This window comes from Winogradskyella arenosi (assembly GCF_003337305.1).
In the GTDB taxonomy this organism is placed as follows: domain Bacteria; phylum Bacteroidota; class Bacteroidia; order Flavobacteriales; family Flavobacteriaceae; genus Winogradskyella; species Winogradskyella arenosi.
Genome location: NZ_QPJO01000001.1, coordinates 533,779 through 560,093 on the forward strand (window position 1 = coordinate 533,779; position 26,315 = coordinate 560,093).

A 26,315-nucleotide genomic window follows, 5' to 3' on the forward strand; every position below is an offset into this window, starting at 1 on the left:
ATATTTGCACGCTCAAAATGAATGTGATAATGAAGGCATTAAAATCTTATACAATCCCTTTTGTAGGACTAAAAATAGGAGAGCATCATTTTGATTATCAAATTGATAATACGTTCTTTGAACATTTTGAATATGATGAATTTAACGCTGTTGACGTAAAAATTGACCTCAAGTTCGAAAAAAAAACAACCCTTTTAGAGTTGTGTTTTTCAGCTAAAGGCTCAGTAAACGTAAACTGCGATATAACGAACGAACCCTTTGACCTGGCTATAGACGACGAATTTAAATTGGTTGTAAAGTTTGGTGATGCGTACAATAATGATAATGAAGACATATTAATTGTACCTCATGGGGAATACGAAATTAATGTAGCTCAATATATCTATGAGTTAATTGTTTTGGCTGTTCCTATAAAAAGAGTTCATCCAGGTATAGAAGATGGTACATTACAATCTGATATCCTTTCAAAATTAGAAGAGCTTCGTCCAAGTGAGGATCAAAACACAAAATCATCAGAGGATATTGATCCTCGTTGGGATAATTTAAAAAAACTATTAACGGATAAATAACATTTAAAATGGCACATCCAAAGCGTAAAATTTCGAAAACAAGAAGAGATAAAAGAAGAACACATTACAAAGCTTCTGTACCTCAAATAGCAACTTGCCCAACTACTGGTGAGCCACACTTATACCACAGAGCTCACTGGCATGATGGTAAATTATATTACAGAGGTCAAGTATTAATTGACAACTCTGTTGAAGAAGAAAATGTAGCATAAGTATTATGCGTGCATACAAGAAAACGCTCCTTTGTGAGCGTTTTTTTTGTTATTATTTTTTCAATACCGCAAAAACCATTTACTTTGCGTTTCTATTTACATTTGCCAAAATCAAGGAAAATTGAATCAACTGTACTAGATTTTGTCAATTTTTCATACTTTTAATTAATCTAAAAGCTAATAATGAGTAAAATCACAGCGGCAATTACAGCTGTCGGAGGCTACGTTCCTGACTTTATTTTAACCAACAAGATTCTTGAGACAATGGTTGAAACCAATGACGAATGGATCACCTCAAGAACTGGTATTAAGGAACGACGAATACTTAAAGAAGATGGTAAAGGAACCTCTTTCTTAGCGATTAAAGCAGCTGAAGACCTTATTCAGAAAAAAGGCTTAGATCCTAAAGAAATAGATTTAGTTATTGTCTGTACGGCTTCTCCAGATATGAAAGCAGCCTCAACCGCAGCATATACCGCCACGCAAATTGGTGCTGTTAATGCTTTTTCTTATGACTTAGAAGCGGCTTGTTCTAGCTTTTTATTCGGTATGTCTACTGCAGCAGCTTATATAGAAGCTGGACGTTACAAAAAAATTCTTCTTATCGGAGCCGATAAAAATTCCTCTTTTATAAATTACAAAGACAGAGCAACGTGCATCATTTTCGGTGATGGCGCAGGCGCTGTATTGTTTGAACCTAACGAAGAAGGATTAGGACTTCAAGATGAATTACTAAGAAGTAACGGTGAAGGACGAGAATTTCTTCAGGCGACATACGGAGGCTCGTCATACCCAATCAATAAAGATACGTTCGAGGAAGGAAAGCACTACGTGTTTCAAGATGGAAAAACGGTCTTTAAAAATGCCGTTTTCAATATGGCTGATGTGGCCGAAAAGATTATGAAAAGAAATGATCTTACTAATGATGATATCTCATGGTTGGCAGCACACCAAGCCAATAAACGTATCATTGATGCCACAGCAAATAGAATCAATTTAGAAGACGATAAAGTTCTTATGAATATAGAGAAGTACGGTAACACGACTTCTGCAACCTTACCTTTACTATTATTTGATTTCGAATCAAAATTTAAAAAAGGTGATAAAATTATTTTTGCTGCCTTTGGTGGTGGATTTACATGGGGCTCAATTTATTTTAAATGGGCTTATAACTCCTAATGAAAAACTAACTAACAAAATATCTTTATTATGGATATAAAAGAAATTCAAAACTTAATAAAATTTGTAGCTAAATCTGGTGCAAGTGAGGTTAAGTTAGAAATGGATGATATTAAAATTACAATTAGAACCGGTTCTGAGAACGAAACTACAATAGTACAACAAGTTCCTATGCAGGCTCCTGGTATGGTACAACAAGCCGCTCCTGCACAAGCTGTTGTTCCTGCAGCAGAGGCAGCACCAGCAGCCGCAGCGCCAAAAGCCGAAGATTCTAAATATATTACTATAAAATCTCCTATTATCGGAACATTTTATCGTAAACCTTCTCCAGACAAACCAGTGTTTGTCGAGGTAGGGAGTGATATTAAAGAAGGTGATGTGCTTTGTGTTATTGAAGCAATGAAATTATTCAACGAGATTGAATCAGAAATTTCAGGAAAAATTGTAAAAGTACTGGTTGACGACGCTTCTCCAGTAGAATTTGATCAACCATTGTTTTTGGTAGATCCATCATAACCAAATTTAAGATTCCAAAACATAATTCTAAGAACTTTTAGAATTTGGAATTTGAAATTTTAAATATTAAAAAGTGATGTTTAAAAAAATATTAATTGCCAATAGAGGGGAAATAGCACTTAGAGTTATTAGAACCTGTAAAGAAATGGGCATTAAAACGGTAGCAGTATATTCTACTGTAGATGCTGAAAGCTTACACGTTAAGTTTGCAGATGAAGCCGTTTGTATAGGACCACCACCAAGTAGTGAGTCGTATCTTAAAATGTCTAATATTATTGCTGCTGCAGAGATCACAAATGCAGACGCCATTCATCCAGGATATGGGTTTTTGTCTGAAAACGCTAAGTTTTCTAAAATATGTGAAGAGCATGGCATAAAGTTTATCGGTGCTTCTGAAGAAATGATTAACCGTATGGGAGACAAGGCGAATGCTAAAGCGACCATGAAAGCTGCTGGTGTGCCTTGTGTACCGGGTAGTGATGGAGTTATTGAAACTTTTGAAGACTGTGTAAAAATAGCCAAAGAAACTGGTTATCCAGTAATGCTTAAAGCCTCTGCCGGAGGTGGTGGAAAAGGAATGCGTGCGGTATGGAAACCTGAAGATTTGCAAGCCGCTTGGGAGTCAGCACGTTCAGAATCTAAAGCTGCTTTCGGAAATGATGATATGTATATGGAGAAGCTTATTGAAGAGCCTCGCCATATCGAAATACAAGTGGTTGGTGATTCTCGTGGAAAAGCCTGTCATTTATCAGAGCGTGATTGTTCTATACAAAGACGTCACCAAAAATTAACAGAAGAGGTGCCTTCACCTTTTATGACGGATAAGTTAAGAGCCAAAATGGGTAAAGCCGCTGTAAAAGCTGCTGAATTCATTAAATATGAAGGCGCTGGTACAGTAGAATTTTTAGTAGATAAGCACAGAAACTTCTACTTTATGGAAATGAATACACGTATCCAAGTAGAGCACCCTATCACCGAGCAAGTCATTGATTTCGATTTAATCCGAGAACAAATATTAGTCGCTGCAGGGGTTCCAATTTCTGGTAAAAACTACACACCAAATTTACATTCTATTGAGTGTAGAATTAATGCTGAAGATCCATTTAATGACTTTAGACCTTCACCAGGTAGAATAACAACACTTCATGCTCCAGGTGGGCACGGTGTAAGATTAGATACTCACGTATATGCCGGATACATTATTCCGCCTAATTACGATTCTATGATTGCCAAACTTATTACCACCGCACAAACTAGAGAAGAAGCAATTCATAAAATGAAACGTGCTTTAGATGAGTTTGTAATTGAAGGGATTAAGACAACAATTCCTTTTCACAGACAACTGATGGATCATCCAGAGTATTTAGCTGGTAATTATACCACTAAGTTTATGGAAGACTTTAAGTTAGAAAAGCAAATTGAAGAATAAATTAAAACCCAAGCATTTATGTTTGGGTTTTTTAATTTCAAAATTCACAAAAATAGAAGGTGTTTTTAAGGGATTAAGGCGTTTTAAATATAATTAGCGTAACTTTATAAGCTAGTAAATAAAATATTTAATATGCTTAAGAATTACGCTTTAAAATTATGCACTGTTGCTATTGTGCTTTTATCGGTTTCGGCGCAAGCCCAAAACAGTACGTCACTATGGACGCGTGTAGATGAACAAAAGGCCAAACAATCCGAACAAGTTATCAGAAAAATAAAGCTTCAAGATGAAGCGTTTTTTCAACTCAATTTAGAGGCTTTAAAAACGGTTTTAGAAACTGTAGGAAATCGTGAAAATACTGGGAATACCGTTGTGTCTTTTCCAAATTCAGAAGGAAAACTAAGTGCTTATCAGGTTTTTGAAGCTTCTGTTATGGAAGATGAACTTCAGGCTAAATATCCAAATCTTAGAAGTTATGCCGGTCAAGGTGTAGATAACCCTAATGAAATCATAAGATTCAGTGTTACCACAAAAGGTCTTCATGCTATGGTGTTAGGGACTCAAAAAGGGACACAATTTATAGATCCTTTTTCAACTACAGGAGATCTTTATACGGTGTATGCTAAATCAGCGATATACGATAGCAATTCCGAATTTGAGTGTGGTGTTATTGAGGATGAAACGCTATTAGAGAATACAACATTGAATACAACATCTGCTCGTGATGCAAATGATGCAACGTTAAGAAATTATCGATTAGCCGTAGCTTGTACCGGAGAATATACACAGTTTCATGGTGGTACGGTTGCAGATGCCTTAGCTGCTATTGTAGTAACCATTACAAGAGTAAATAGTGTTTATGAGCGCGATTTATCAATTACTTTAACCTTAGTTGCAGATAATGATGATATTATTTTTACTGATCCGGCTACAGATAACCTTAATAACGATAATGAAAGTATTTTAATATCCCAAAGTCAGTCCGTAATTGATGCTGCTATTACCACAGGGGGGTATGATGTAGGACACACCTTTAGCACCGGAGCTGGTGGTTTAGCAGGTGTTGGGGTAACTTGTAATTCTAATTTTAAAGCTAGAGGAGTTACTGGTGTATCTCAACCTATAGGTGATGCTTTTGATATTGATTACGTTTCACATGAATTAGGACATCAGTTTGGTGCCCCTCATACCTTTAACGGTACAATAGGAAGTTGTGCTGGTGGAAACCGCTCAACGTTTAACGCTTATGAGCCAGGAAGTGGGTCTACCATTATGGCTTATGCAGGGATCTGCGGATCTGATAATGTGCAAGTGGGAAGTGATGCTTATTTTCATCAAAATAGTTTAAATGCTATTTGGAGTCATGTTAGCAGTACAGGAACTTGTCCTGTTAATAGAACCGCTACGGGTAATAGTGAACCTACAGCAGAAGCTGGCGCTAATTATTCCATACCTAAAGGAACACCTTATAAATTAGATGGAAGCAACTCTACGGATGTAGACGGTATGGAAACCTTAACTTACACTTGGGAACAATATGATTTAGGTGATGCTGGGTTACCAACAGAAACGATAACATCAGGGCCTTTAGTGCGTTCTTTTGAAGGGACCACTAATCCTACTCGATTTGTACCACAGCTTTCAGATCTTTTAAATAATGGAGGAACTTCGACCACGTGGGAGAAATTATCTAATGTAGATAGAAATATCAATTTTAAATTAACCGTACGCGATAATGATGCGAGAGGAGGACAAACGGATTCTGATCAAATGACTATTACCAATGTATCCGCTGCCGGACCTTTTGTAGTGACTTCGCAAAATGAAAGTCAAATAGTTTGGACTCCAGGAGAAACGGAAACAATTACTTGGGAAGTTGCAGGGACAACAGGTAATGGTGTAAATACAGCCAATGTAAATATATTATTATCTACTGATGAAGGGTTAACCTATTCTACAGTATTAGCGTCTAATGTTCCTAATGACGGTTCACATACCGTAACAGTACCCGATGTTAGTGCCCCAAAATGTAGAATTATGGTTGAAGGCGCTGGGAATATCTTCTTTAATGTTAACACTAGTTTTTTTGCTGTCGGAAATTATGTATATGAAAATGTACAAGTTTGTGAGAGTTATACCTATAATCTTAATATCGCTGTGCCAGAAAGTAGTACTGGTTATACGGGGTATGCACTTACCTTCCCTACTTCTATAAATATGACCGATGCTAATATTGCTGTTGATATTACACACCCAAATAGTGGTGATTTATTTTATGGGGTTAGACATCCAGAATACTCAGGGTCATTTCTTATCCGATTGGCTTCTCAGGAATGTTCAGGATCAGCTAATCCTAATTTAGTGTTTGATGATCAAGGATCAGCAATTAATTGTGGCACTTTAAGTAATGGGGATATTGTAATACCAGAAGATGCTTTGTCAGCAGTAAACGGAACAAATGCTCAAGGAAATTGGATTTTCTATATTTTTGATAATACAGTAAACAATACCTCAAGTGTTTTAAATTCGGTTACGATTGAAGCATGTCAGTTTTCAACTGAAGCGGTTTTATCTGTAGAAGATAACGAGTTAGAGGCTTTAAGTATCTACCCTAACCCAAATAATGGCGACTTTAACGTGCAGTTTAACCCAAGGTCTGGAGAAGAAATCTCTCTTGCGGTTTATGACATTAGAGGACGTGCTATATATGCTGAAAGTTATAACAGTGTGAGTCGTTTTAATGAAACGGTTCACTTACAGAATGCACAATCTGGAGTGTACTTATTAACGATAACCGATGGTGGGCAAAAAGTCACTAAAAAAATTATAGTAGAATAAGCATAGAAATGATTATTTTAAAAGCTCCTTAATAAGGAGCTTTTTTTATGCTATGAATTTATCGTATTGGGAAATAAAAACGTGGTTATCTAACATTGATTTTACAATTGTTGGAAGTGGTATCGTAGGACTTAACTGTGCCTTGCGCTTAAAGGAAAAATTTCCAAAAGCCAAGATCTTAATTCTTGAAAAAGGCATGTTGCCACAAGGGGCAAGTACTAAGAATGCCGGTTTTGCTTGTTTTGGCAGTTTAAGTGAAATTATAGACGATTTAAAAGATCATACCGAAGAAGAAACCTTAAACCTCGTAACACAACGTATCAATGGGCTTAAACGTCTTAGAGAAACGTTAGGTGATCGCAGAATCGCTTATAAGAACGGGGGAGGGTATGAACTGTTTTTAAAAACCGATACCGAGTTATATGACTCCTGTTTAGAGCAGCACCGTGCTATCAATACGCTTTTGCAGCCCTTATTTAGGGCTCCTGTATTTCAATGGAAAGCAACCAGTGTAGGTTTTAATCAGGTGCAACCCAAATACAGCTTTAATGCTTTTGAAGGTCAAATAGATACCGGTAAAATGATGGAAGCTTTAGTGCTTAAAGTACGGGCTATAGGCATTAAAATTTTAAATAATTGTACAGTAGAGTCTTATGAAGATTTAATAAATTCAGTAGAAATAAGGACCAATCATTTTTCTTTTTCAACTAAAAATCTCTTTATTGCAACCAATGGATTCTCTAAAGCTTTTAACCTTACAGAAGTGCTTCCGGCAAGAGCCCAAGTGCTCATAACAGAGCCCATAACTAACCTGCACTTTAAAGGAACCTTTCATTTAGATAAAGGGTATTATTATTTTAGAAATATAGATCGTAGAGTATTGTTAGGTGGGGGAAGGCATCTTGATTTTAAAACAGAAGAAACCACCGAGTTTGGTGAAACGGCTTTGATACAAGGCCAATTAGAACAGGTATTAAAAACGACAATTTTACCCAATACGGATTTTAAAATAGACCATAGATGGTCTGGAATAATGGGCGTAGGGAAGCAGAAAAAAGCCTTGGTAAAACAACTGTCCAACCATGTGTTTTGCGGGGTGCGTTTAGGCGGAATGGGAATTGCTATAGGAAGTACAATTGGTAAGGAATTAGCCGATTTATTAGAATAAAGAATGAAACGAATTTTTCGATTTTTTGTAAAAGTATTAATATGGTGCCTCTTAATTTCGGTTGGTGTCGTGTTCCTTTTTAAATATGTTCCGGTGCCCCTCACGCCGTTAATGCTTATACGTTATGTGGAGGTTACTAATGAAAATCCACGTTGGGAACACCAATGGGTTCCTATGGAAGAAATTTCAGAACACATGCAGCTAGCCGTAATCTGTAGTGAAGATCAAAAATTTGTGACTCATAAGGGCTTCGATATAGAAGCTATTGAAAAGGCTTATGAGCATAATAAAGCGGGGAAACGGATTAAAGGCGGGAGTACTATTAGCCAACAAACTGCAAAGAATGTATTTTTATGGCCCGAGCGCAGTTGGCTCCGCAAAGGATTAGAGGCGTATTTTACGTTTTTAATTGAACGTATTTGGAGTAAAGAACGCATCTTAGAAGTGTATCTCAATAGTATTGAAATGGGGCCAGGGATTTATGGTGTAGAGGCTGCCTCACAACATTGGTTTGGTAAATCGGCAGCACAGTTAGGACGCTATGAAGCCGCAGCGATAGTCGCAATACTACCAAACCCTAGGTCTTATAAAGCGCAACCAGCGACCTCTTATATTCAGAAAAGAAAAGAATGGATTGTAAAGCAAATGCGTTATTACGGCCCTTTAAATCTAAAACCTAAAAATGACAACTAAAAAAGCTTTATATGAGGCCTGCTTAAGGTATATTGATGAGCGCCTTAAAACCGTACAAAAAACGATTCTTGATATTCAGCAGTCTTTAGAATCCGAAACGAAAAGTAGCGCTGGGGATAAGCATGAAACCGGAAGAGCCATGCTACAGTTAGAACGAGAAAAAGCAGGACAACAGTTATTAGAAATTGAAAACCAAAAGGCCATACTTCAAAAAATTAATCCTGAAGTAAAGCATGAGAACGTAACTTTAGGAAGTGTTGTAAAAACCACAAATGCTAATTACTTTATAGCGATAAGCGCCGGTGAACTTAGAATAGATAATACCGCTTATTATGCTATTTCTGTAGCGACACCTATAGCCAAACTGCTCGTATCTAAAGCTAAAGGGGATCCTATTGTTTTTAGAGCGCAACCCTTTACCATTACAGATGTTCTATAGTGGACTGTGGCGCTATAAATCTTAACTATTAAAAATAAAAAAATCCGAACAGTATACTGCTCGGATTTTTTCTATGATCATCTCAAACCGTAGTTTGAGTGTTATCTCATACTAATTATTTAGCTTCAGCATAACGACGCTCAACTTCATTCCAATTAATCACGTTAAAAAACGCTTCAATATAATCTGGACGTCTGTTTTGGTAGTTTAAGTAGTAAGCATGTTCCCATACGTCTAAACCTAAAATAGGTGTTCCTTCACATCCAATTCCTGGCATTAAAGGGTTATCTTGGTTTGCTGTAGAGCAAACTTCTACTTTACCACCTTCATGGACACATAACCAAGCCCATCCAGATCCAAAACGTGTTGCTGCTGCACTAGAAAATGCATCTTTAAACGCGTCAAAAGAACCAAATTCTGCTTCAATAGCATCTTTTAAGTCTCCAGATAAACGACTTTTTCCTTCAGGATTCATTACATCCCAAAATAAAGAGTGATTATAAAAACCACCACCGTTATTTCTAACAGCTTTGTTATCTGTATCTAAATTAATAAGAATATTCTCAATTGTTTTTCCTTCTAAATCAGTTCCTTCAATCGCTGCGTTCAATTTATTTGTGTAGCCTTGGTGATGTTTAGTATGATGAATCTCCATTGTGCGAGCATCAATATTTGGTTCTAAAGCATCGTAAGCATATTTTAATTTCGGTAATTCGAAAGCCATAATATATTTGTTTTTAATTGGTTAATAAATTCTTTGCACTCAAATTTACAATTTTGTCTAGAATTTTCTCTTAATAAACTATTAAGATTGCCTATTTTGGTATAAAAATTATCTCTTGCAAAATTCAGCCTTTAAAATATACAACGCTTCTGCCGGTAGTGGAAAGACATTTACATTGGCAAAGGCCTACTTAAAAATTTTAATTCAGTCCAAAAGTCACGATCAGTTTAAGTCCATTTTAGCCATCACCTTTACCAATAAAGCGGTAGGGGAAATGAAAGAACGGATTATTGATATGCTGAAACGTTTTTCCGAAGATAGCAATTTAGAAACGCCACACCCGATGTTTGTTGCTATTTGCGAAGAACTTGAGATAACCCCAATAGCCCTTCAGCATAAATCTAAAGCGATATTAAAGCACATTATTCACAATTATGGTGCTTTTGATATTTCTACCATTGATGGATTTACCCACCGTGTGATCCGAACCTTTGCGCACGATTTAAAATTGCCTTTAAATTTTGAAGTAGAATTAGATCAGGGACGACTTTTAAGTGAGGCCGTAGATAGCCTAATTGCTAAAGCAGGAAGTGATAAAGCCTTAACCAAGGTCTTAGTGGACTTTGCTATTGAAAAAGCAGATGATGATCGCAGTTGGGATATCAGTTACGATTTTAATGCCATTTCTAAACTGCTGGTGAATGAAAACGATATTTCTGCCTTAAGTAGTTTAAAAAATAAGACTTTAGAGGACTTTAAAAATCTAAAGAAACAACTGTCTAAAGACATTATAGAAATCGAAGCACAAATTGTGGATGTTGCTCATGGAGCTTTAGCTTTAATTGAAGAATGTGGCTTAGAATTTAAAGATTTTAGTGGCAGTTATTTGCCTAAATATTTTCAGAAATTAAGTACTAAGTCGTTTTATGTTACTTTTGGTGCCGCTTGGCAAAATACCTTATTAGAAGGAAATACAATCTATCCTAAGCGTGTTAAACCCGATGTGGCCTCCGTTGTTGACGGCATTCAATCGCAACTCGCTGATGCCTTTCTTGGAACTAAAAATGCCTTGTTTGCAATTAAACTTAAAAAAGGCTTTTACAGAAATATTACGCCGCTTTCCGTATTAAATGCCATAAAAAACGAATTAGATCTCTTAAAATCGGATCAGAATAAAATGCTGATTTCAGAATTTAATACCATCATCAGTGAAGAAATAAAAAACCAACCAACCCCATTTATTTACGAACGCCTAGGCGAAAAGTTTAAGTACTATTTTATTGATGAGTTTCAAGACACGTCTAATATGCAATGGGATAATTTAATTCCTTTATTAGATAATGCTTTGGCGGCAGTAAATGGTTCGGCCATGTTGGTGGGCGATGCCAAACAGGCTATTTATAGGTGGCGAGGTGGTGAAGCCGAGCAATTTATAAGGCTATATAATAAAGACGATGCACCATTTGCATTTGAGGCCGAGGTTCTGGCATTAGAGACCAATTACAGAAGTGCCAAAGCTGTCATAGAATTTAATAATGCGTTTTTCGAGTTTTTAAGCAGTACTGCTTTTAATGAGGAGGCTTATGCGTCCCTCTATAAAAATGCCAGACAACATACCCACAATAGCTCTGAAGGGTATGTAAATCTTCATTTTTTAGAGTTCGATAAAGAGGATGATCAGCATGAAATGTATGCCAATCAGGTTTTAGAGACCATTCAAAATTGTCAGAATCTTGGCTTCCCATTAGATGATATTTGTGTGTTGGTTAGAAAACGAAAAGATGGTGTTGCTATCGCTAACTTTTTAAATGATCATGGCATTAAGATTACGTCTTCAGAAACCTTACTCTTAAAAAATTCGGATAAAGTAAGATTTATCAATTCGGTTTTAAAGGTGCTCACGCAACCTGATAACGACCGTTTAAAAGTGGATATTCTTAACTATTTAGCCAAACAACAACAAGCAGAAGACAAGCATTTGTTTTTTAGTACTTACCTAAAAAGTACTTTAGATGCTATGTTCCTAGCCCTTCAGAGCATTGGGATATTTATTGATAAAAACCACTGTCTTCAATTGCCATTATACGAGTTAGTAGAACATATTGTTAGGGTTTTTAAGCTTAATGAGGACTCCGATGCCTACTTACAATTCTATTTGGATGTGGTTTTAGAGTTTACCCAAAAACAGAATTCAGACGTAGCAGCTTTTATTCAGTATTTTGAAAAGAAAGAAGATAATCTTAGTGTGGTAACTCCAGAAAATATGAATGCGGTTCAGATCATGACCATTCATAAATCTAAAGGTTTAGAATTTCCGGTGGTGATATTTCCTTATGCCGACCTCGATATTTATAAAGAAGTAGATCCTAAAGTTTGGTTTCCGGTGGCTCCTGAAGATTATAACGGTTTTGAAACCTTATTACTCAATTATAACAAAGATGTTGAAGCTTATGGCGAGGTGGGAGCTGCAATTTATAACAAGCACCAATCAGAATTAGAATTAGATAACATTAACTTACTCTATGTTGTTTTAACGCGTGCCGTAGAGCAATTATACATAATAACCAAGAAAGATTACGATTCTAAAGGCGCAGTAAGAAAGAGCACTTATGCTGGGATGTTTATGAATTTTTTAGGCCAAGAACAACTGTGGAATGACAGTCAGTTAAGCTATAACTTCGGAAGTTTGAACCCCAACGCCAACACGGTAGAAGAAGACACGCCATTGGCAGCACTACAACTATTGTCTGTTCCTAAGGAAGTTCATAATTTAAACTTGGTAACCAATTCCGGACTTTTATGGGATACCCAACAAGAGGCCGCTATAGAACGCGGAAATTTAGTGCATTTACTATTATCTAAAATTACCACGGAACAGGATCTTGATACGGCTTTTGCAGATTTAATTCTTTCCGGAGACTTAACTACAGACAACCGTGAGGCACTTCAGAAATTAGTCTTACAAGTTATTCATCATCCTAAATTGGCCCCGTATTATCAAGACGGTTTTAAAATTTATAACGAACGCGATATTATAACACGGACAGGGCAATTGTTAAGACCCGACCGTTTAAATATCAATGCTGAGAATGACGTTATAATTATTGATTATAAAACCGGAGAAGCCAAATCCACCCATAACGCCCAATTACGAGACTATGAGTTTGTGTTAGAACAGATGAATTTTAAAGTTATTCATAAACTTCTGGTTTATATAAATGATACAATTGAAGTTCTTGAAGTCTAATTTTTCATAGTATCTTTGGCCGTGTTAAACAAAAAATAATAACCATGTACGGAGATATAAAGAAGCATTTACAGCAAGAAATCGAGTCTATTAAAGAGGCCGGACTTTTTAAAGAAGAACGAATTATTACCTCACCACAAGGGGCAGAAATAACCTTAAATACAGGGCAAAAAGTACTTAACTTTTGTGCTAATAATTACTTAGGTTTATCGGCGCACCCCGATGTTGTTCAAGCCGCTAAAGATACTATGGATACCCATGGTTTCGGAATGTCTTCAGTACGATTTATTTGTGGAACCCAAGATATTCATAAAGAATTAGAGCAAAAAATAGCTGATTTTTATGGCACAGAAGATACCATTCTTTATGCCGCAGCCTTTGATGCTAATGGTGGTGTTTTTGAACCGCTATTAACTAAAGAAGATGCCATTATCTCAGATTCTTTAAATCACGCTTCTATTATTGATGGGGTACGTTTATGTAAAGCGGCGAGATATCGTTACCAAAATAATGATATGGCCGATTTAGAAACCCAATTAATTGCAGCAAATGAAAATGGTGCCCGTCACAAGATTATTGTGACCGATGGTGTGTTTTCTATGGATGGCTTAGTGGCTCCTTTAGATGAAATTTGCGATTTAGCAGATAAATATGATGCTATGGTTATGATTGATGAATGCCATGCTACCGGATTTATAGGAGAAACAGGAATTGGAACGCTTGAAGAAAAAGGCGTTTTAGGCCGTATCGATATTATTACCGGAACTCTAGGGAAAGCTTTAGGGGGTGCTATGGGAGGCTATACGACCGCTAAAAAAGAAGTTATAGAATTGTTACGTCAACGTTCTAGACCTTATTTGTTTTCAAACTCATTAGCACCGGCAATTGTAGGCGCCTCTATTAAGGTGTTTGATATGCTTAAAAATGACACCACTTTAAGAGATAAAGTAGAGTGGAATACCAATTATTTTAAAGCGGGAATGAAGGCTGCAGGATTTGATATTGTCGATGGAGATTCGGCAATTGTTCCGGTGATGTTATACGATGCCAAGCTCTCTCAAAATATGGCCAATTTATTATTAAAAGAAGGAATCTATGTTATAGGATTCTTCTATCCAGTTGTACCAAAGGATAAGGCAAGAATTAGAGTCCAACTCTCTGCGGCTCACGATAAAAACCAACTCGATAAAGCTATTGAAGCCTTCGTAAAAGTGGGTAAAGAATTAAAGGTTATCTGAATTGATTCAAATCTTAACTCAAACGCTGTAATGTAGGGCGATGTAACATTATTTTTATATATTTGTCTTTGTTAATACTTTTTAACACATTATTTTTGCATCAATTAACACTTAAAATTAAAATTAATTAGAATATGAAAAATCTTAGCAGATTATTTTTTGTCGCTGTGCTTATTGCAAGTTTTAGCACATCTAATGCACAAGACAAGAACAATCCATGGGCCCTTGGTTTTGGAGCCAATGCAGTTGACGCTTTCCCAGTAGGAGAAGACGCACCACAAGGAGGATATTTTGACGAATATTTCAATGTAAAAGAGCACTGGAATGTTTTACCTTCAATTTCAACACTTTCTGTATCTAGATACCTTAGTGATGGGTTTACATTCACAGCAAAAGGATCTCTTAACCGAATTGATAAATTTGGAGATGATTCTGTTGATGATTTAACATATTACGGTGTAGATGGTAACCTTACTTATAGCTTTATGAATATCATCAATTCTAAAGTTATCGATCCTTATTTAGGAGTTGGTGGTGGTTACACTTGGTTAGATGAAATCGGAGCAGGAACGGCTAACGGAACTGTTGGATTTAAATTTTGGTTTACTGAAAACCTTGGTTTAGATATTAACTCTACTTACAAGCATTCATTCGAAGATTACTTACCTAAGCATTTCCAACATTCAGTTGGTATTACTTTCAAGTTTGGTGGTACTGATACTGACGGTGATGGTATATACGATAAAGATGACGCTTGTCCAGAAGAAGCAGGTTTACCTGAATTTAATGGATGTCCAGATTCTGATAATGACGGAATCCAAGATTCTAAAGATGATTGTCCTAACACAGCTGGTTTAGCTGAGTTTAACGGATGTCCTGATACTGATGGAGACGGTGTAATGGATAAAGATGATAAGTGTCCAGAAGTTGCTGGTCTTAAAACTTTAGCAGGTTGTCCAGATGCTGACGGAGACGGTGTTTCTGATGCTGATGATAACTGTCCTAATGAAGCTGGTCCTGCTGCAAATAGCGGATGTCCTTGGCCAGATACTGACGGTGACGGTGTATTAGACAAAGATGATAAATGTCCTAACGAAGCGGGTACTGTGGCAAACAATGGTTGTCCAGAAGTTAAGCCAACTGAAGAAGTTATGGATACATTAAACGAATACTCTAGATCTATCTTATTTAACTCTGGTAAGGCAACTTTCCAAAAGCAGACAGATAAAGTATTACAGTCTATGGTGGCTATCTTTAAAGAATACCCACAAGCACACTTCTCTCTTGAAGGTCACACAGATAGCGATGGTTCTAAATCTATGAACCAAGCATTATCTGAAAGAAGAGCAAATGCAGTTAGAGATTACTTAATCGCTAATGGTATTAACGCTGACAGATTAACAGCTGCTGGTTTCGGTGAGTCTAACCCAATCGCTAGTAACAGAACAAGCGCTGGTAAGAAAGAAAACAGACGTGTAGAGGTGAAGTTGAAAAACTAATCACATCTAAAATATATTAAAAAAACGCCCCGAATTTCGGGGCGTTTTTTATTTTTATAAAATGATAAGTTTTATAAAGTCCGTACTTCTAGACCTCCAAGAAAAACAACTTAATCTTGAGGATGTCTATTTTGTTTTACCAAGTAAACGTGCAGGTGTGTTCTTAAAACACCACTTGTCGTCTTTATTAGATCAGCCTATTTTCTCACCATATATTGTAAGTATTGAGGAATTTGTTGAAGACCTTTCCGGATTAAAAAACCTCCCGAATACCGATTTGCTATTTAGGTTTTATGAAACCTATTGCGGCCTTACACCCGTAGACGAGCAAGAGTCTTTTGAATCCTTTACCAAATGGGCACAGATCCTCTTACAAGATTTTAACGAAATTGATCGTTACCTTATTCCGCAATCGCAAATTTTCGATTATCTAAATGCCATTAAAGAACTTAACCATTGGTCTTTGGATGTTGAGCAAACCGGACTGGTTAAAAACCATTTAAAGTTTTGGAAACAGCTTAAGGCTTACTATATCGATTTTACCAAAAACCTGTTAGAGGCCGGGCAAGGCTACCAGGGTTTAATTTATAGAGAAGCGTCTAAGAAAGTGGACCCTTATATCTCAACAGCAGAGGACAAAATACATGTTTTCTTAGGCTTTAATGCCCTTAATTCTGCCGAAACTAAAATTATTCAAGCTCTTTTAAAAGCTGAGGTCGCCCATATTTATTGGGATATTGATAAAGCCTTTATTGACGATGCTAAGCATGATGCCGGTTGGTTTACTAGAGAACATCGCGAAGATTGGGAGCATTTTAAAACGGACCCCTTTCAATGGACCACCAGCCATTATTCCGAAGAAAAAAATATTAATGTTATAGGGATTCCTAAGCTTGTTGGCCAAGCTAAATATATTGGGCAAATCTTAGAGGATTTAACCGCCTCAGCAACCAACTTATCTAAGATTGCGGTGGTACTGGGTGAAGAGCAGCTGTTATTGCCGGTTTTAAACTCTATTCCTGCGGCTATTCAAAAGCTCAATGTCACAATGGGCTTACCCTTGCAATACGTTCCCTTAGCCTCTTTGTTTGAGCAGTTGTTTTTTATGCATAAAAACAATCCACAACAGTATTACTATAAAGATGTCATTGGGATTTTGTCTCATGCTTCGGTGTATCCCTTATTTGAACAGGATACAGTTAACGAGGCTAGTGCCTTGGTTTCAAAAATTCAAAAGAATAACCTTGTTTATATCACTTTAGCAGAGTTAAAAAGCCTAGCGCCTGCAAGTGAAATGCTTTTGGAGTTGTTATTTAAGTCGTGGACAAACCAGCCAACCTTGGCTTTACAACAATGTAAGGCTTTGATTTTTAAAATGAAACAGCATTATGATAGCGATAAAGTCAGTTACCGTCTAGAATTAGAGTACCTCTATCGCTTTAATACGCTGTTTAATCAACTTTCAGAACTAAATAACACTTATAGATATCTAAATTCTATTGTGGCGTTACAAACTGTTTATAAGGAGTTGTTAAGTTCAGAAACCTTGGACTTCCAAGGAGAACCGTTAGAAGGACTTCAGGTTATGGGGATGTTAGAGTCGCGTGTTCTAGATTTTGAAACCGTGATTATTAGCTCGGTGAATGAAGGGATTCTTCCTTCGGGAAAAACCAATAATTCTTTTATCCCATTCGATGTAAAGCTTGAAAATAAGCTACCTACCTTTAAAGAAAAAGATGCCGTCTATACCTATCATTTCTATCGCTTATTACAACGGGCAAAAAATGTGTACATTCTGTATAATACTGAAATAGATGCCTTAAAAGGAGGCGAAAAAAGTCGTTTTATCACCCAGTTAGAAATTGAAGGTTTACACGCTATTTCTCATAAAATCGTCTCACCAAGCGTTCCAAATATTAAAGAAGAATTACAAGAAATTACGAAGACGCCAAGCGTTTTAGAACAGATAAAATCGCTTTCTAAAAAAGGGTATTCGCCCTCCTCATTAACCAATTATATAAGGAATCCTATAGACTTTTATTATGATAAAATTCTTGGAATTAAGGAGTTTGAAGAGGTTGAGGAAAATATCGCCGCCAATACCTTGGGGTCCGTTATTCATAATTCGCTAGAAGATTTTTATAAACCTTTAGAGGGGGAATTCTTAACGATAGCGCATGTTGAAGGCTTTAAGAAGCAGGTAAAACCAATGGTGACGAAGCATTTTGAAGAGCTTTATAACAAAGGTGGATTTTCTAAAGGAAAAAACCTGATTATTTTTGAAATTGCCCAACGTTATATTTTAAATTTTTTGAATTTAGAGATTGAGAGTTTAGAAAAAGGGCAACAGATAGAAATCTTATCTATTGAAGCAGATGAGCAAATTGCTATTACTATAGACGGCTTAGATTTTCCTATTAAATTAAAGGGAAAAGTAGACCGTGTAGACCGCTGCGATGGGGTAATTAGAGTGATTGATTATAAGTCTGGAAAAGTAGACCAGAGCAAGGTAGAAATTGTAGATTGGGAAGCTCTTACAACGGATTACGAAAAATACAGTAAACCCTTTCAGATTTTATGTTACGCTTATATGATGCGAGAAAATAAACACTTAGAATTGCCTGTTGAAGCTGGTATTATATCCTTTAAAAACCTTAGTGGTGGATTCTTAAAATTTGCGAAGAAAGATAAGCCTGGAGCATATGCTAAGAAGGAGCAACTAATTACAGATGAGACCTTAGATCGTTTTGAAGTGGAACTGAAAAAGCTTATTTCAGAAATTTGTAATCCAGAGCTTAAATTTATCGAAAAAGACCTTACCAAATGAACATAGAGAAGAATTACATTTTAGAACGCAAAGGCAAGAAACCAATTCTAATTGACACCTTTTATACCGAAGAGCAGCAGCAACAACCCATAGTTATTTTCTGTCATGGCTATAAGGGTTTTAAAGACTGGGGGGCTTGGGATGTTATGGCTAAAACATTAGCAACCTCAGGGTGCTGTTTTGTTAAATTTAATTTTTCTCATAACGGAGGTACGATGGCGAATCCTATCGATTTTCCGGATTTAGAAGCCTTCGGAAATAATAATAACAGTAAAGAACTCCAGGACTTAAATGATGTTATAGATTGGGCACAAGAACGTTTTAAAGATCATACGAACGTTCATACAGAAAACATTTGCTTAATTGGTCATAGTCGTGGCGGTGGAATTGCGATATTAAAAGCTTCCGAAGATCCTAGAATCAACAAGTTAGTCACTTTGGCAAGTGTGAGTGACTTTGGATCGCGATTTGGATCTGAACCTGAAATTAAAGCTTGGAAGGAAGACGGGGTGAAGTTTGTTAAAAACGGAAGAACCAAGCAAAACATGCCACATTATTATCAGTTTTTTGAAGATTTTAAGGCCCATGAAGATCGGCTTCATATTGAAACAGCAACCCGCGCTTTAACTTTACCTATGCTTATTATTCATGGCGATAAAGATACTTCTGTAAGCATTGATGAAGCTTATAATATCTATGATTGGAGCAGTAATAGTCTACTCGAGATTATTGCCGATGCAGACCATGTGTTTAATACAAAACATCCTTGGTCAAAGGATACACTTTCTTCTGAATTAGATAAGGTGACCAAGCGATTGATAAGGTTTATCCTCTAAAGCTTTTCTTACTTAAAGCTGTTTAATAAATGAAATTTAACATGTAATGAGTTGGGGTAACACCGAAATTGAGATTTTAAATCCTTATACTGTAAATTTGCATTTTCTGAGAATTTTTCAATAGTGAAAAGCTATTTCTCTGCACCGACATACCCAGTGTATTAGAATAATTTTCCTAAGGAAGTATTAAGATTAAGGATTAGTTTTTGAGTGTATAAAAAGGTTATTAGTAAGATTGGGTTAATCTTAGGGTATTCAACGACCACTAGCTTACGTCAAAAATGTTAATTCGGTTTTTTTAATAAAAAAAGCGTGTAAAAACACGCTTGTTGTGGAGAAGATCGGGCTCGAACCGACGACCTCTTGACTGCCAGTCAAGCGCTCTAGCCAACTGAGCTACATCCCCTTAATACAGATGTAAATATAGTCTTATTTTTTAATTTTAATTAAAAAAAACTAGCCGGAAGGCTAAATATTATTTTTCATGATTTGTAAAGCTACCTTATCAGATATTCCTTCTGTTTTAAAACTTACCAAAGCATGTGCTGCGGCTATGAGAGCTCAGGGAATTTTCCAATGGAATGCAACCTATCCTAACCAAGACGTTTTTATTCAAGATGTGGAGCGCGAAGAACTCTTTGTTTTAAAAGTCAATGCGCGTATTGTAGGCTGTATTGTGAGTTCTAAACGTATGGATGACGAGTACAAAGCAATGAAATGGCTTACTACAGATCGCCATAACCTCTATATTCATAGACTTGCAGTTCATCCTGAATTTCAGGGCTTAGGCTATGCCCAACAGCTTATGTGTTTTGTAGAACAGCAGGCCGTGACACATAAATACCAGTCAATTAGACTAGATACTTTTTCAAAAAACAAAAGAAACCAAAAGTTTTACGAACTTCGCGGCTATAAAAAATTAGGTGATATTCACTTTCCAAATCAAAGTGATTATCCCTTTCATTGTTATGAACTAGTCCTGTGAGCACCTCAATAACCTTAAAACAGATAAATAAGCTTGCGATCCCTGCCCTAATAGCAGGTGTGGCAGAACCCATTTTGTCTTTAACAGACGCCGCTATTATTGGTAATATGGATTATGAAGCTACGACATCCTTGGCCGCTGTAGGGATTGTAGGAACGTTTTTCTCCATGCTGATATGGGTTTTGGGTCAAACCCGAAGTGCTATTTCTTCTATAGTCTCGCAATATTTAGGCGCCAATCAACTTGAAGCTGTAAAGGATTTACCGGCGCAGGCCATTTTTATCATCACCATTTTAAGTTTAATAATTATAGGTGTGACTTATCCTTTGGCCGCCTCTATATTTAAACTTTATAATGCCGCCGGACCAATATTAGATTTTAGTGTAACCTATTACCAAATAAGAGTGTTTGGTTTCCCCTTTACCTTATTCACCATCGCTGTTTTTGGCACGTTTAGAGGGCTTCAAAATACGTATCACCCTATGCTTATAGCTATTGTTGGAGCGGTTTTAAATATTGCTTTAGATATGGTTTTGGTATATGGCATTGATGGTCTCTTTCCTGCAATGCATATTAAAGGCGCCGCTTACGCAAGTGTCTTCGCGCAGGTGGTTATGGCCTTGTTATCGGCTTTTTATTTACGCCGAAAGACCGATATACCGCTACTTGTAAAATTGCCATTTAATTCGGAAATGAAACGTTTTGTATTCATGATCGCTAATTTATTTATAAGAACCTTAGCCCTTAATTTGGCGCTGTATTTAGCTACCAGTTTTGCGACAAAATATGGTGAAAATTATATCGCAGCTTATACCATTGCCATTAATTTATGGTTTTTAGGCGCATTCCTAATTGATGGTTATGCTGGCGCAGGAAATATTTTATCGGGGAAATTATTTGGAGCTAAAGATTATAAAAACCTTATTGAGCTGAGTAATAAACTCATTAAATACGGTATAGTGGTTGGGGTATTAATTGCCACTATAGGTGCAGTATTTTATTATCCTATTGGACGGATCTTTAGTAATGACAAGGCTGTTTTAAGTGAATTCTATAAGGTATTTTGGATCATTTTGGCCATGCAACCCTTGTGTGCCTTGGCCTTTATTTTTGATGGTGTTTTTAAAGGCTTAGGAAAAATGAAATACCTTAGAAATGTACTCCTCTTTTCTACCTTGGCCGTTTTTGTCCCTATCGTATTCTGGACCGATCATTTAGACTACAAACTGTACGGTATTTTTATTGCCTTTACCTTTTGGATGATAGCACGCGGACTGCCTCTAATTATAAATTTCCGTAAAACCTTTATATCACTAGCCAAAAACGCTTAAATTTGGCTTATAAATAAAACGAACATATGGATATTTTAGGTTTTTTAGGCGGAAATGGCTTGTTTCTAATCTTAGGTCTAGCTTTGATTATTATATATTTCTATAACAGATTTAAAAGACGTTAAAACCCGGTTATCGTGTTTTAAACCAACCTGTAATACTCAATCTTGTGGTCGTTACGGGTTTTACTTCGTGTTCTAATTCTTGACTTTCAAAAATAACAACCTTGCCCGGCAAAGGATAAATGACTTCGTCTTTACCGTCTAAGTAAAGGACCAGCTCACCACCATTTTCAGGTTGCCAATCTTCAGAGTTAAGGTAGCATACTAAAGATAATTTACGCCTATCATCATTCTGAAACGTATCTAAATGTCGCTTGTAAAATGTACCTTTAGGATACATGGCATAATGAAACTCCTTATCTTGGATGCCAAGAAAGCAAGTTTGATTTAAATAGGTTTTGAGATCGTTAATTTTAGCAAAGAACATCTGTTCTGCCACATTTATAACGCGCTCATCGATCCAAAAAATTCGATCTCCACGGACGGTTTTTTTAACCAATTCTTGGGTTTTGTTTCCAATGGCCGATGTTTTAAAGGCGGCTTCTTCATCTTTTAAAAGTAGTGAATGCCTTAAGGCAATGACCTCTTCTTCGGAAAAAAAATCATCTACAATACTATATTTTTGAGATGAAATGTCTGAAATAATGCGCTCGTAAAGCGGATTTTCAATAAACGGGATCGCTTCGAAAAGATTACTCACCGTGACTTTTGTAGAAATTGAATCCTATCATTTACATTTTAAATATTAAAAAAAGTACGCAAATGTAATCTAAAAAGCTATTCCTTTTACATTTATAATATCTTTGCAAGATAATATAGAATCACATGAGCAAAATTCGCATTACAAAACAGTTTTCTTTTGAAACAGGCCACGCACTTTACGGTTACGATGGAAAGTGTAAAAACGTGCATGGGCATAGCTACCGTTTGTATGTTACTGTAATTGGTAGTCCAATTTCAGATAGTAGCAATGTAAAATACGGCATGGTGATTGATTTTGGCGATTTAAAGAAAATCGTAAAGGAAGATATTGTTGATGTGTTTGATCATGCTACCGTTTTCAATAAAAACACACCACATGTTGAACTCGCTAAAGAATTAGCCGATAGAGATCATAACGTGCTATTAGTAGATTACCAGCCTACAAGTGAAATGATGGTGATTGATTTTGCTGATAAAATAAAGAAACGTCTGCCAGATGATATAAAATTGCATTCGTTGCGCTTGTCAGAAACCGCGTCTTCTTACGCTGAATGGTTTGCTAGTGATAATGAGTAAACCCCAACACATAAGCATTGCTGAAGGCAAAAAAGTCTATTTCGCATCAGATAATCATTTAGGCGCACCTACTCAAGAAACTTCACGACCGCGTGAAAAGAAATTTGTGGCTTGGTTAGACACAGTAAAAGATGACGCTGCAGCCATTTTTCTCTTAGGTGATTTATTTGATTTTTGGTTTGAATATAAAACCGTGGTTCCTAAAGGGTTTACAAGAACCTTAGGGAAACTAGCCGAAATAGCAGATTCTGGAATACCAATTTTCTTCTTTGTGGGTAACCATGATTTATGGATGAAGGATTATTTTAAAACTGAATTAGGCATACCCGTTTATCACGAACCTAAAGAATTCACATTTAACGAAACCTCCGTCTTTATTGGACATGGTGATGGTTTAGGCCCTGGAGATAAAGGTTACAAACGCATGAAAAAAGTGTTTACCAATCCTTTCTTTCAATGGTGTTTTAAATGGATGCATCCTGATATTGGTATCAGGATAGGGCAATACATGTCGGTAAAAAACAAGATGATTTCTGGTGATGATGATGCTAAATTTCTAGGTGAAGATAACGAGTGGTTGGTGGCTTATTGCAAACGTAAACTTGACGATAAACACCGTGATTATTTTGTGTTTGGTCATAGACATCTTCCTTTAGAGATTTCACTCAATGAAAATTCTAAGTATATTAATCTAGGCGATTGGATTCAATATTACACTTATGGTGTTTTTGATGGCGACACTTTCGAATTAAAGACATTCTAAATTTAAGCTTTTTCGTGGGCATCAATATCTTTGGTAAGATCCAAGTCCCTGAGCGCTTTGTTTTTAAAACTCATGGTGGCCACGGTAATGAGTGTTATGGTTCCACCTAGGATTACCGCCAATGGCGCACCAAATAGTTTTGCGGCTATTCCACTTTCAAGAGCACCAAGCTCATTAGAAGATCCCACAAACATAGAGTTGACTGCTCCAACGCGCCCTCTCATATCGTCTGGAGTCTTAAGTTGAAGAATGGTTTGCCTAATAACCATAGATACTCCATCAAACACGCCAGATAAAAATAAAGCGATAAGACTTAACCAGAGTAGTTTTGAGGCCCCAAATACAATCATGAATACTCCAAATCCAAAAACTGAAATTAATAGTTTTTTACCGGTGTTTTTTGTAATCGGAATGTAGGTCGTCGCAACCATAGTAATAATACTACCAGAGGACAACGCGGCATTCAAAAAACCGAATCCACGCGGACCTGCATCTAAAACATCTTTGGCAAATACAGCAAATATGGCAACGGCACCTCCAAAGAGCACCGCAATCATATCTAATGTTAGTGCCCCTAAAACAACCTTATCAGTAAACACAAATGTGAGGCCTGCTTTTAAACTGTCCATCACAGATTCCCCGGTTTTTGTATAGAGTATCGGTTTCTTTTTGATGCCAAAAACAAGAATTAAGGCTAGCATTACTAACGAAAATATAATGCCAAGGGTATAATGCACACCAGTCCAAGAAATTAAAAACCCACCACAAAGTGCACCAAACACACTAGCGCCTTTCCAAGTGCTACTGCTCCATGTTGCGGCATTAGGATATATTTTTTTAGGAACAATGAGAGCAATCAACGAGAAAATTGTGGGTCCAAAAAAGGCTCTTAAAACACCACCAAAAAATACGAGACCATAAATGCTATAGAGAATAGGACGGATATTCCAAGTCGATTCAATTTGGTCAGAAGTCAGCCAAAACAAACCAAAACTTATAAGTGAGAATAAGGCAATACAAATGGTAAATAGGTTGCGTTTTTCTTTTTTGTCAACGATATGGCCTGCAAAAGGCGCAAATAAAAAGGCTGGTAAAAATTCACATAAACCTATAATTCCTAAACTCAGTTTGTCATTGGTTAAGGCGTAGACTTGCCATTCAATGACAATAAATTGCATAGACCAACCAAAAACCAATGCAAAGCGCACCAATAAAAAAATATTGAATTCTTTGATTCTTAATGCCGCGTATGGATCGTTTTTTACCAAGATGATTTAAAGTTACGAGACCTAGCAGGTTTTAAAAACCTAGCAGGTCTGCAATTGATTCAATACAAATGTATAATAAGCAAAGGTTTTATTTAGTTTAGTTTTCAATCAATTTAAAAGTAACACGTCTATTTAATTGGCGTCCTTCTTCTGTATCATTATCTGAAATAGGTTGCGTACTTCCAAAACCAAATGATTTAATCCGATTTGCATTTAATCCTTTTTCAATTAAATAGTCTAAAACTGCTTTGGCACGTTGTTCTGATAATTCTTGGTTTCTAACTTCAAATCCAATGGAATCGGTATGACCATAGATTTCAATATTTAATGTAAGATTATCCTCTAAATGCTTGTAAAGTTGATTGAGTTCTTCTTTTGAAACAGCTAACAATTCGGCTTTATCAAAATCGAATAATACATTTTTGAAGGTGTAAATCTCATTAGTTTTAATGATAGGTTCTTCAACTGGTTTGAGTATTTCTTTTTTGATGTTCTCTTCTTCTTTCTCTAAGGGTTCAATGGAAACGTCATCGATATAGTAATAGGAAAACGATTCATATTTAGTTGGTCTAGCTTTACTTTTTTTAGTGTCGGCATTTGTATTAAAATTTCCTATAGCAAAGTAATTTTCAAAACCATTTGCGGTATATAGAAAAGAAACCTCTATCCAGTCTTTATCATTATCGTAGAATTCTTTGCTGAACGTTGGACGAAATGTTAAATTAGGAATTCTATTTGCAAAGTGTTTTGCATTGATATTCGTTTTACTTTTGGATGCATTGAATTTCTCAGACGTCAACATCATCCCCAATTCTTTGAGGGCGTATCTTGAGTTTTCCGCTAAACTAATATAGAATTTAACTTGATATTTCTTCCCTCGCTCTAAGGTAGTTTTTAATGTGCCTTGAACATATTCTCTATAGTCTTTCTTGAAATACACATATATACCAGCATAACCATTTCCGGTTCTGGCTTTTTGATAACCATTGAAGTTTTGGAAACCTATTTTCTCGCTACACGAATTAAAATAATCCGTTGTGCCATTATTGGGAATCGTCCAATCTTTTACATTCCTATGAAATAAGCTCATATCTCTAGGACAATCATAGAAATGTTCAAAACTTGGATTTAAAACTAAGTTTTGACTATTTGAAATAAAGCCACAAAGAAAGAAGAGCAATACGACTGCTTGTTTCATATACAATCAACGAAGA

The 26,315-nt window shown here is 36.3% G+C and carries 22 protein-coding genes and 1 tRNA gene; 18 read left to right on the forward strand and 5 right to left on the reverse strand.

The window, feature by feature from the left end; all coding sequences use genetic code 11:
- Positions 1-29: 29 nt before the first annotated feature.
- The 9 genes from DFQ08_RS02230 to DFQ08_RS02270 all read left to right on the forward strand — a co-directional run bounded on the left by DFQ08_RS02230 (position 30) and on the right by DFQ08_RS02270 (position 9,043).
- Positions 30-569, forward strand: coding sequence for a YceD family protein (locus DFQ08_RS02230; RefSeq protein ID WP_181858345.1), 540 nt, complete (start codon positions 30-32; stop codon positions 567-569).
- Between the two features lie 8 nt (positions 570-577).
- On the forward strand, positions 578-781 hold the full coding sequence (gene rpmF, locus DFQ08_RS02235) for a 50S ribosomal protein L32 (protein ID WP_114308164.1): 204 nt from the start codon (positions 578-580) through the stop codon (positions 779-781).
- Positions 782-964: 183 nt separating this feature from the next.
- Positions 965-1,960: a beta-ketoacyl-ACP synthase III gene (locus DFQ08_RS02240; RefSeq protein ID WP_114308165.1), complete on the forward strand. Its 996-nt coding sequence runs from the start codon at positions 965-967 to the stop codon at positions 1,958-1,960.
- Positions 1,961-1,990: 30 nt separating this feature from the next.
- On the forward strand, positions 1,991-2,476 hold the full coding sequence (accB, locus tag DFQ08_RS02245; protein ID WP_114308166.1) for an acetyl-CoA carboxylase biotin carboxyl carrier protein: 486 nt from the start codon (positions 1,991-1,993) through the stop codon (positions 2,474-2,476).
- A gap of 76 nt (positions 2,477-2,552) precedes the next feature.
- Complete coding sequence (gene accC, locus DFQ08_RS02250) at positions 2,553-3,905, forward strand: acetyl-CoA carboxylase biotin carboxylase subunit (RefSeq protein ID WP_114308167.1); 1,353 nt, start codon at positions 2,553-2,555, stop codon at positions 3,903-3,905.
- A 132-nt stretch (positions 3,906-4,037) separates the two neighbouring features.
- Positions 4,038-6,743, forward strand: coding sequence for a zinc-dependent metalloprotease (locus tag DFQ08_RS02255; RefSeq protein ID WP_114308168.1), 2,706 nt, complete (start codon positions 4,038-4,040; stop codon positions 6,741-6,743).
- A 52-nt stretch (positions 6,744-6,795) separates the two neighbouring features.
- Entirely contained in the window at positions 6,796-7,911 is a 1,116-nt protein-coding gene (locus DFQ08_RS02260) for an NAD(P)/FAD-dependent oxidoreductase (RefSeq protein WP_114308169.1), read from the forward strand.
- 3 nt (positions 7,912-7,914) lie between these two features.
- Positions 7,915-8,604 carry a monofunctional biosynthetic peptidoglycan transglycosylase gene (gene mtgA, locus DFQ08_RS02265; protein ID WP_114308170.1) on the forward strand — a complete coding sequence of 230 codons (690 nt, stop codon included), beginning with the start codon at positions 7,915-7,917 and terminating at the stop codon, positions 8,602-8,604.
- Positions 8,594-9,043 (forward strand): 3-oxoacyl-ACP synthase, encoded by a 450-nt coding sequence (locus tag DFQ08_RS02270; RefSeq protein WP_114308171.1) that lies wholly within the window; start codon positions 8,594-8,596, stop codon positions 9,041-9,043. The genes mtgA and DFQ08_RS02270 overlap by 11 nt, the downstream gene beginning before the upstream one ends.
- Before the next feature lie 115 nt (positions 9,044-9,158).
- Here DFQ08_RS02270 and DFQ08_RS02275 read toward each other — a convergent pair whose 3' ends face one another.
- Entirely contained in the window at positions 9,159-9,767 is a 609-nt protein-coding gene (locus DFQ08_RS02275; RefSeq protein ID WP_114308172.1) for a superoxide dismutase, read from the reverse strand.
- A 115-nt stretch (positions 9,768-9,882) separates the two neighbouring features.
- Between DFQ08_RS02275 and DFQ08_RS02280 the strand changes: the two genes are divergently transcribed.
- From DFQ08_RS02280 to DFQ08_RS02300, 5 genes are all read left to right on the forward strand, one after another.
- Positions 9,883-13,014, forward strand: a complete 3,132-nt coding sequence (locus DFQ08_RS02280) for a UvrD-helicase domain-containing protein (RefSeq protein WP_114308173.1) — start codon at positions 9,883-9,885, stop codon at positions 13,012-13,014.
- A 44-nt stretch (positions 13,015-13,058) separates the two neighbouring features.
- On the forward strand, positions 13,059-14,252 hold the full coding sequence (gene kbl / locus DFQ08_RS02285; protein WP_114308174.1) for a glycine C-acetyltransferase: 1,194 nt from the start codon (positions 13,059-13,061) through the stop codon (positions 14,250-14,252).
- Positions 14,253-14,386: 134 nt separating this feature from the next.
- Entirely contained in the window at positions 14,387-15,751 is a 1,365-nt protein-coding gene (locus tag DFQ08_RS02290; RefSeq protein WP_114308175.1) for an OmpA family protein, read from the forward strand.
- A gap of 61 nt (positions 15,752-15,812) precedes the next feature.
- Positions 15,813-18,578: a PD-(D/E)XK nuclease family protein gene (locus tag DFQ08_RS02295; RefSeq protein ID WP_114308176.1), complete on the forward strand. Its 2,766-nt coding sequence runs from the start codon at positions 15,813-15,815 to the stop codon at positions 18,576-18,578.
- Positions 18,575-19,414 carry an alpha/beta hydrolase family protein gene (locus DFQ08_RS02300; protein ID WP_114308177.1) on the forward strand — a complete coding sequence of 280 codons (840 nt, stop codon included), beginning with the start codon at positions 18,575-18,577 and terminating at the stop codon, positions 19,412-19,414. The genes DFQ08_RS02295 and DFQ08_RS02300 overlap by 4 nt, the downstream gene beginning before the upstream one ends.
- Positions 19,415-19,746: 332 nt before the next feature.
- Here DFQ08_RS02300 and DFQ08_RS02305 read toward each other — a convergent pair.
- A tRNA-Ala gene (locus DFQ08_RS02305) sits at positions 19,747-19,820 on the reverse strand.
- 78 nt (positions 19,821-19,898) lie between these two features.
- Here DFQ08_RS02305 and DFQ08_RS02310 point away from each other — a divergent pair.
- Together DFQ08_RS02310 and DFQ08_RS02315 are read left to right on the forward strand one after the other, a co-directional pair.
- Positions 19,899-20,399 (forward strand): GNAT family N-acetyltransferase, encoded by a 501-nt coding sequence (locus DFQ08_RS02310; RefSeq protein WP_114308178.1) that lies wholly within the window; start codon positions 19,899-19,901, stop codon positions 20,397-20,399.
- The gene (locus tag DFQ08_RS02315; protein ID WP_114308179.1) at positions 20,396-21,730 is read left to right on the forward strand and encodes an MATE family efflux transporter; all 1,335 of its coding nucleotides are present in this window, start codon (positions 20,396-20,398) and stop codon (positions 21,728-21,730) included. Before DFQ08_RS02310 ends, DFQ08_RS02315 begins: the two co-directional genes overlap by 4 nt.
- A gap of 132 nt (positions 21,731-21,862) precedes the next feature.
- On the opposite strand, the gene DFQ08_RS02320 is transcribed toward DFQ08_RS02315, so the two are convergent.
- Positions 21,863-22,492 carry a 2OG-Fe(II) oxygenase gene (locus DFQ08_RS02320; protein ID WP_114308180.1) on the reverse strand — a complete coding sequence of 210 codons (630 nt, stop codon included), beginning with the start codon at positions 22,490-22,492 and terminating at the stop codon, positions 21,863-21,865.
- Between the two features lie 125 nt (positions 22,493-22,617).
- Here DFQ08_RS02320 and DFQ08_RS02325 point away from each other — a divergent pair, with 125 nt between their 5' ends.
- A complete protein-coding gene (locus tag DFQ08_RS02325; RefSeq protein WP_114308181.1) occupies positions 22,618-23,070 on the forward strand; it encodes a 6-pyruvoyl trahydropterin synthase family protein in 453 nt (150 codons plus the stop codon).
- A gap of 10 nt (positions 23,071-23,080) precedes the next feature.
- Complete coding sequence (locus tag DFQ08_RS02330; protein ID WP_114308653.1) at positions 23,081-23,833, forward strand: UDP-2,3-diacylglucosamine diphosphatase; 753 nt, start codon at positions 23,081-23,083, stop codon at positions 23,831-23,833.
- 2 nt (positions 23,834-23,835) lie between these two features.
- On the opposite strand, the gene DFQ08_RS02335 is transcribed toward DFQ08_RS02330, so the two are convergent.
- Positions 23,836-25,101: an MFS transporter gene (locus tag DFQ08_RS02335; protein WP_114308182.1), complete on the reverse strand. Its 1,266-nt coding sequence runs from the start codon at positions 25,099-25,101 to the stop codon at positions 23,836-23,838.
- A gap of 97 nt (positions 25,102-25,198) precedes the next feature.
- The gene (locus tag DFQ08_RS02340; protein ID WP_114308183.1) at positions 25,199-26,299 is read right to left on the reverse strand and encodes an OmpA family protein; all 1,101 of its coding nucleotides are present in this window, start codon (positions 26,297-26,299) and stop codon (positions 25,199-25,201) included.
- Positions 26,300-26,315 lie beyond the last annotated feature (16 nt).

Coding starts and splice junctions, on each gene's coding strand:
- DFQ08_RS02270 (WP_114308171.1), top strand. CDS start 8,594: ATGACAACTAAAAAAGCTTTATATGAGGCCTGCTTAAGGTATATTGAT.
- DFQ08_RS02300 (WP_114308177.1), top strand. CDS start 18,575: ATGAACATAGAGAAGAATTACATTTTAGAACGCAAAGGCAAGAAACCA.
- DFQ08_RS02310 (WP_114308178.1), top strand. CDS start 19,899: ATGATTTGTAAAGCTACCTTATCAGATATTCCTTCTGTTTTAAAACTT.
- DFQ08_RS02240 (WP_114308165.1), top strand. CDS start 965: ATGAGTAAAATCACAGCGGCAATTACAGCTGTCGGAGGCTACGTTCCT.
- DFQ08_RS02230 (WP_181858345.1), top strand. CDS start 30: ATGAAGGCATTAAAATCTTATACAATCCCTTTTGTAGGACTAAAAATA.
- DFQ08_RS02340 (WP_114308183.1), bottom strand. CDS start 26,299: ATGAAACAAGCAGTCGTATTGCTCTTCTTTCTTTGTGGCTTTATTTCA.
- mtgA (WP_114308170.1), top strand. CDS start 7,915: ATGAAACGAATTTTTCGATTTTTTGTAAAAGTATTAATATGGTGCCTC.
- DFQ08_RS02325 (WP_114308181.1), top strand. CDS start 22,618: ATGAGCAAAATTCGCATTACAAAACAGTTTTCTTTTGAAACAGGCCAC.
- kbl (WP_114308174.1), top strand. CDS start 13,059: ATGTACGGAGATATAAAGAAGCATTTACAGCAAGAAATCGAGTCTATT.
- DFQ08_RS02260 (WP_114308169.1), top strand. CDS start 6,796: ATGAATTTATCGTATTGGGAAATAAAAACGTGGTTATCTAACATTGAT.
- rpmF (WP_114308164.1), top strand. CDS start 578: ATGGCACATCCAAAGCGTAAAATTTCGAAAACAAGAAGAGATAAAAGA.
- DFQ08_RS02275 (WP_114308172.1), bottom strand. CDS start 9,767: ATGGCTTTCGAATTACCGAAATTAAAATATGCTTACGATGCTTTAGAA.
- DFQ08_RS02290 (WP_114308175.1), top strand. CDS start 14,387: ATGAAAAATCTTAGCAGATTATTTTTTGTCGCTGTGCTTATTGCAAGT.
- accC (WP_114308167.1), top strand. CDS start 2,553: ATGTTTAAAAAAATATTAATTGCCAATAGAGGGGAAATAGCACTTAGA.
- accB (WP_114308166.1), top strand. CDS start 1,991: ATGGATATAAAAGAAATTCAAAACTTAATAAAATTTGTAGCTAAATCT.
- DFQ08_RS02295 (WP_114308176.1), top strand. CDS start 15,813: ATGATAAGTTTTATAAAGTCCGTACTTCTAGACCTCCAAGAAAAACAA.
- DFQ08_RS02255 (WP_114308168.1), top strand. CDS start 4,038: ATGCTTAAGAATTACGCTTTAAAATTATGCACTGTTGCTATTGTGCTT.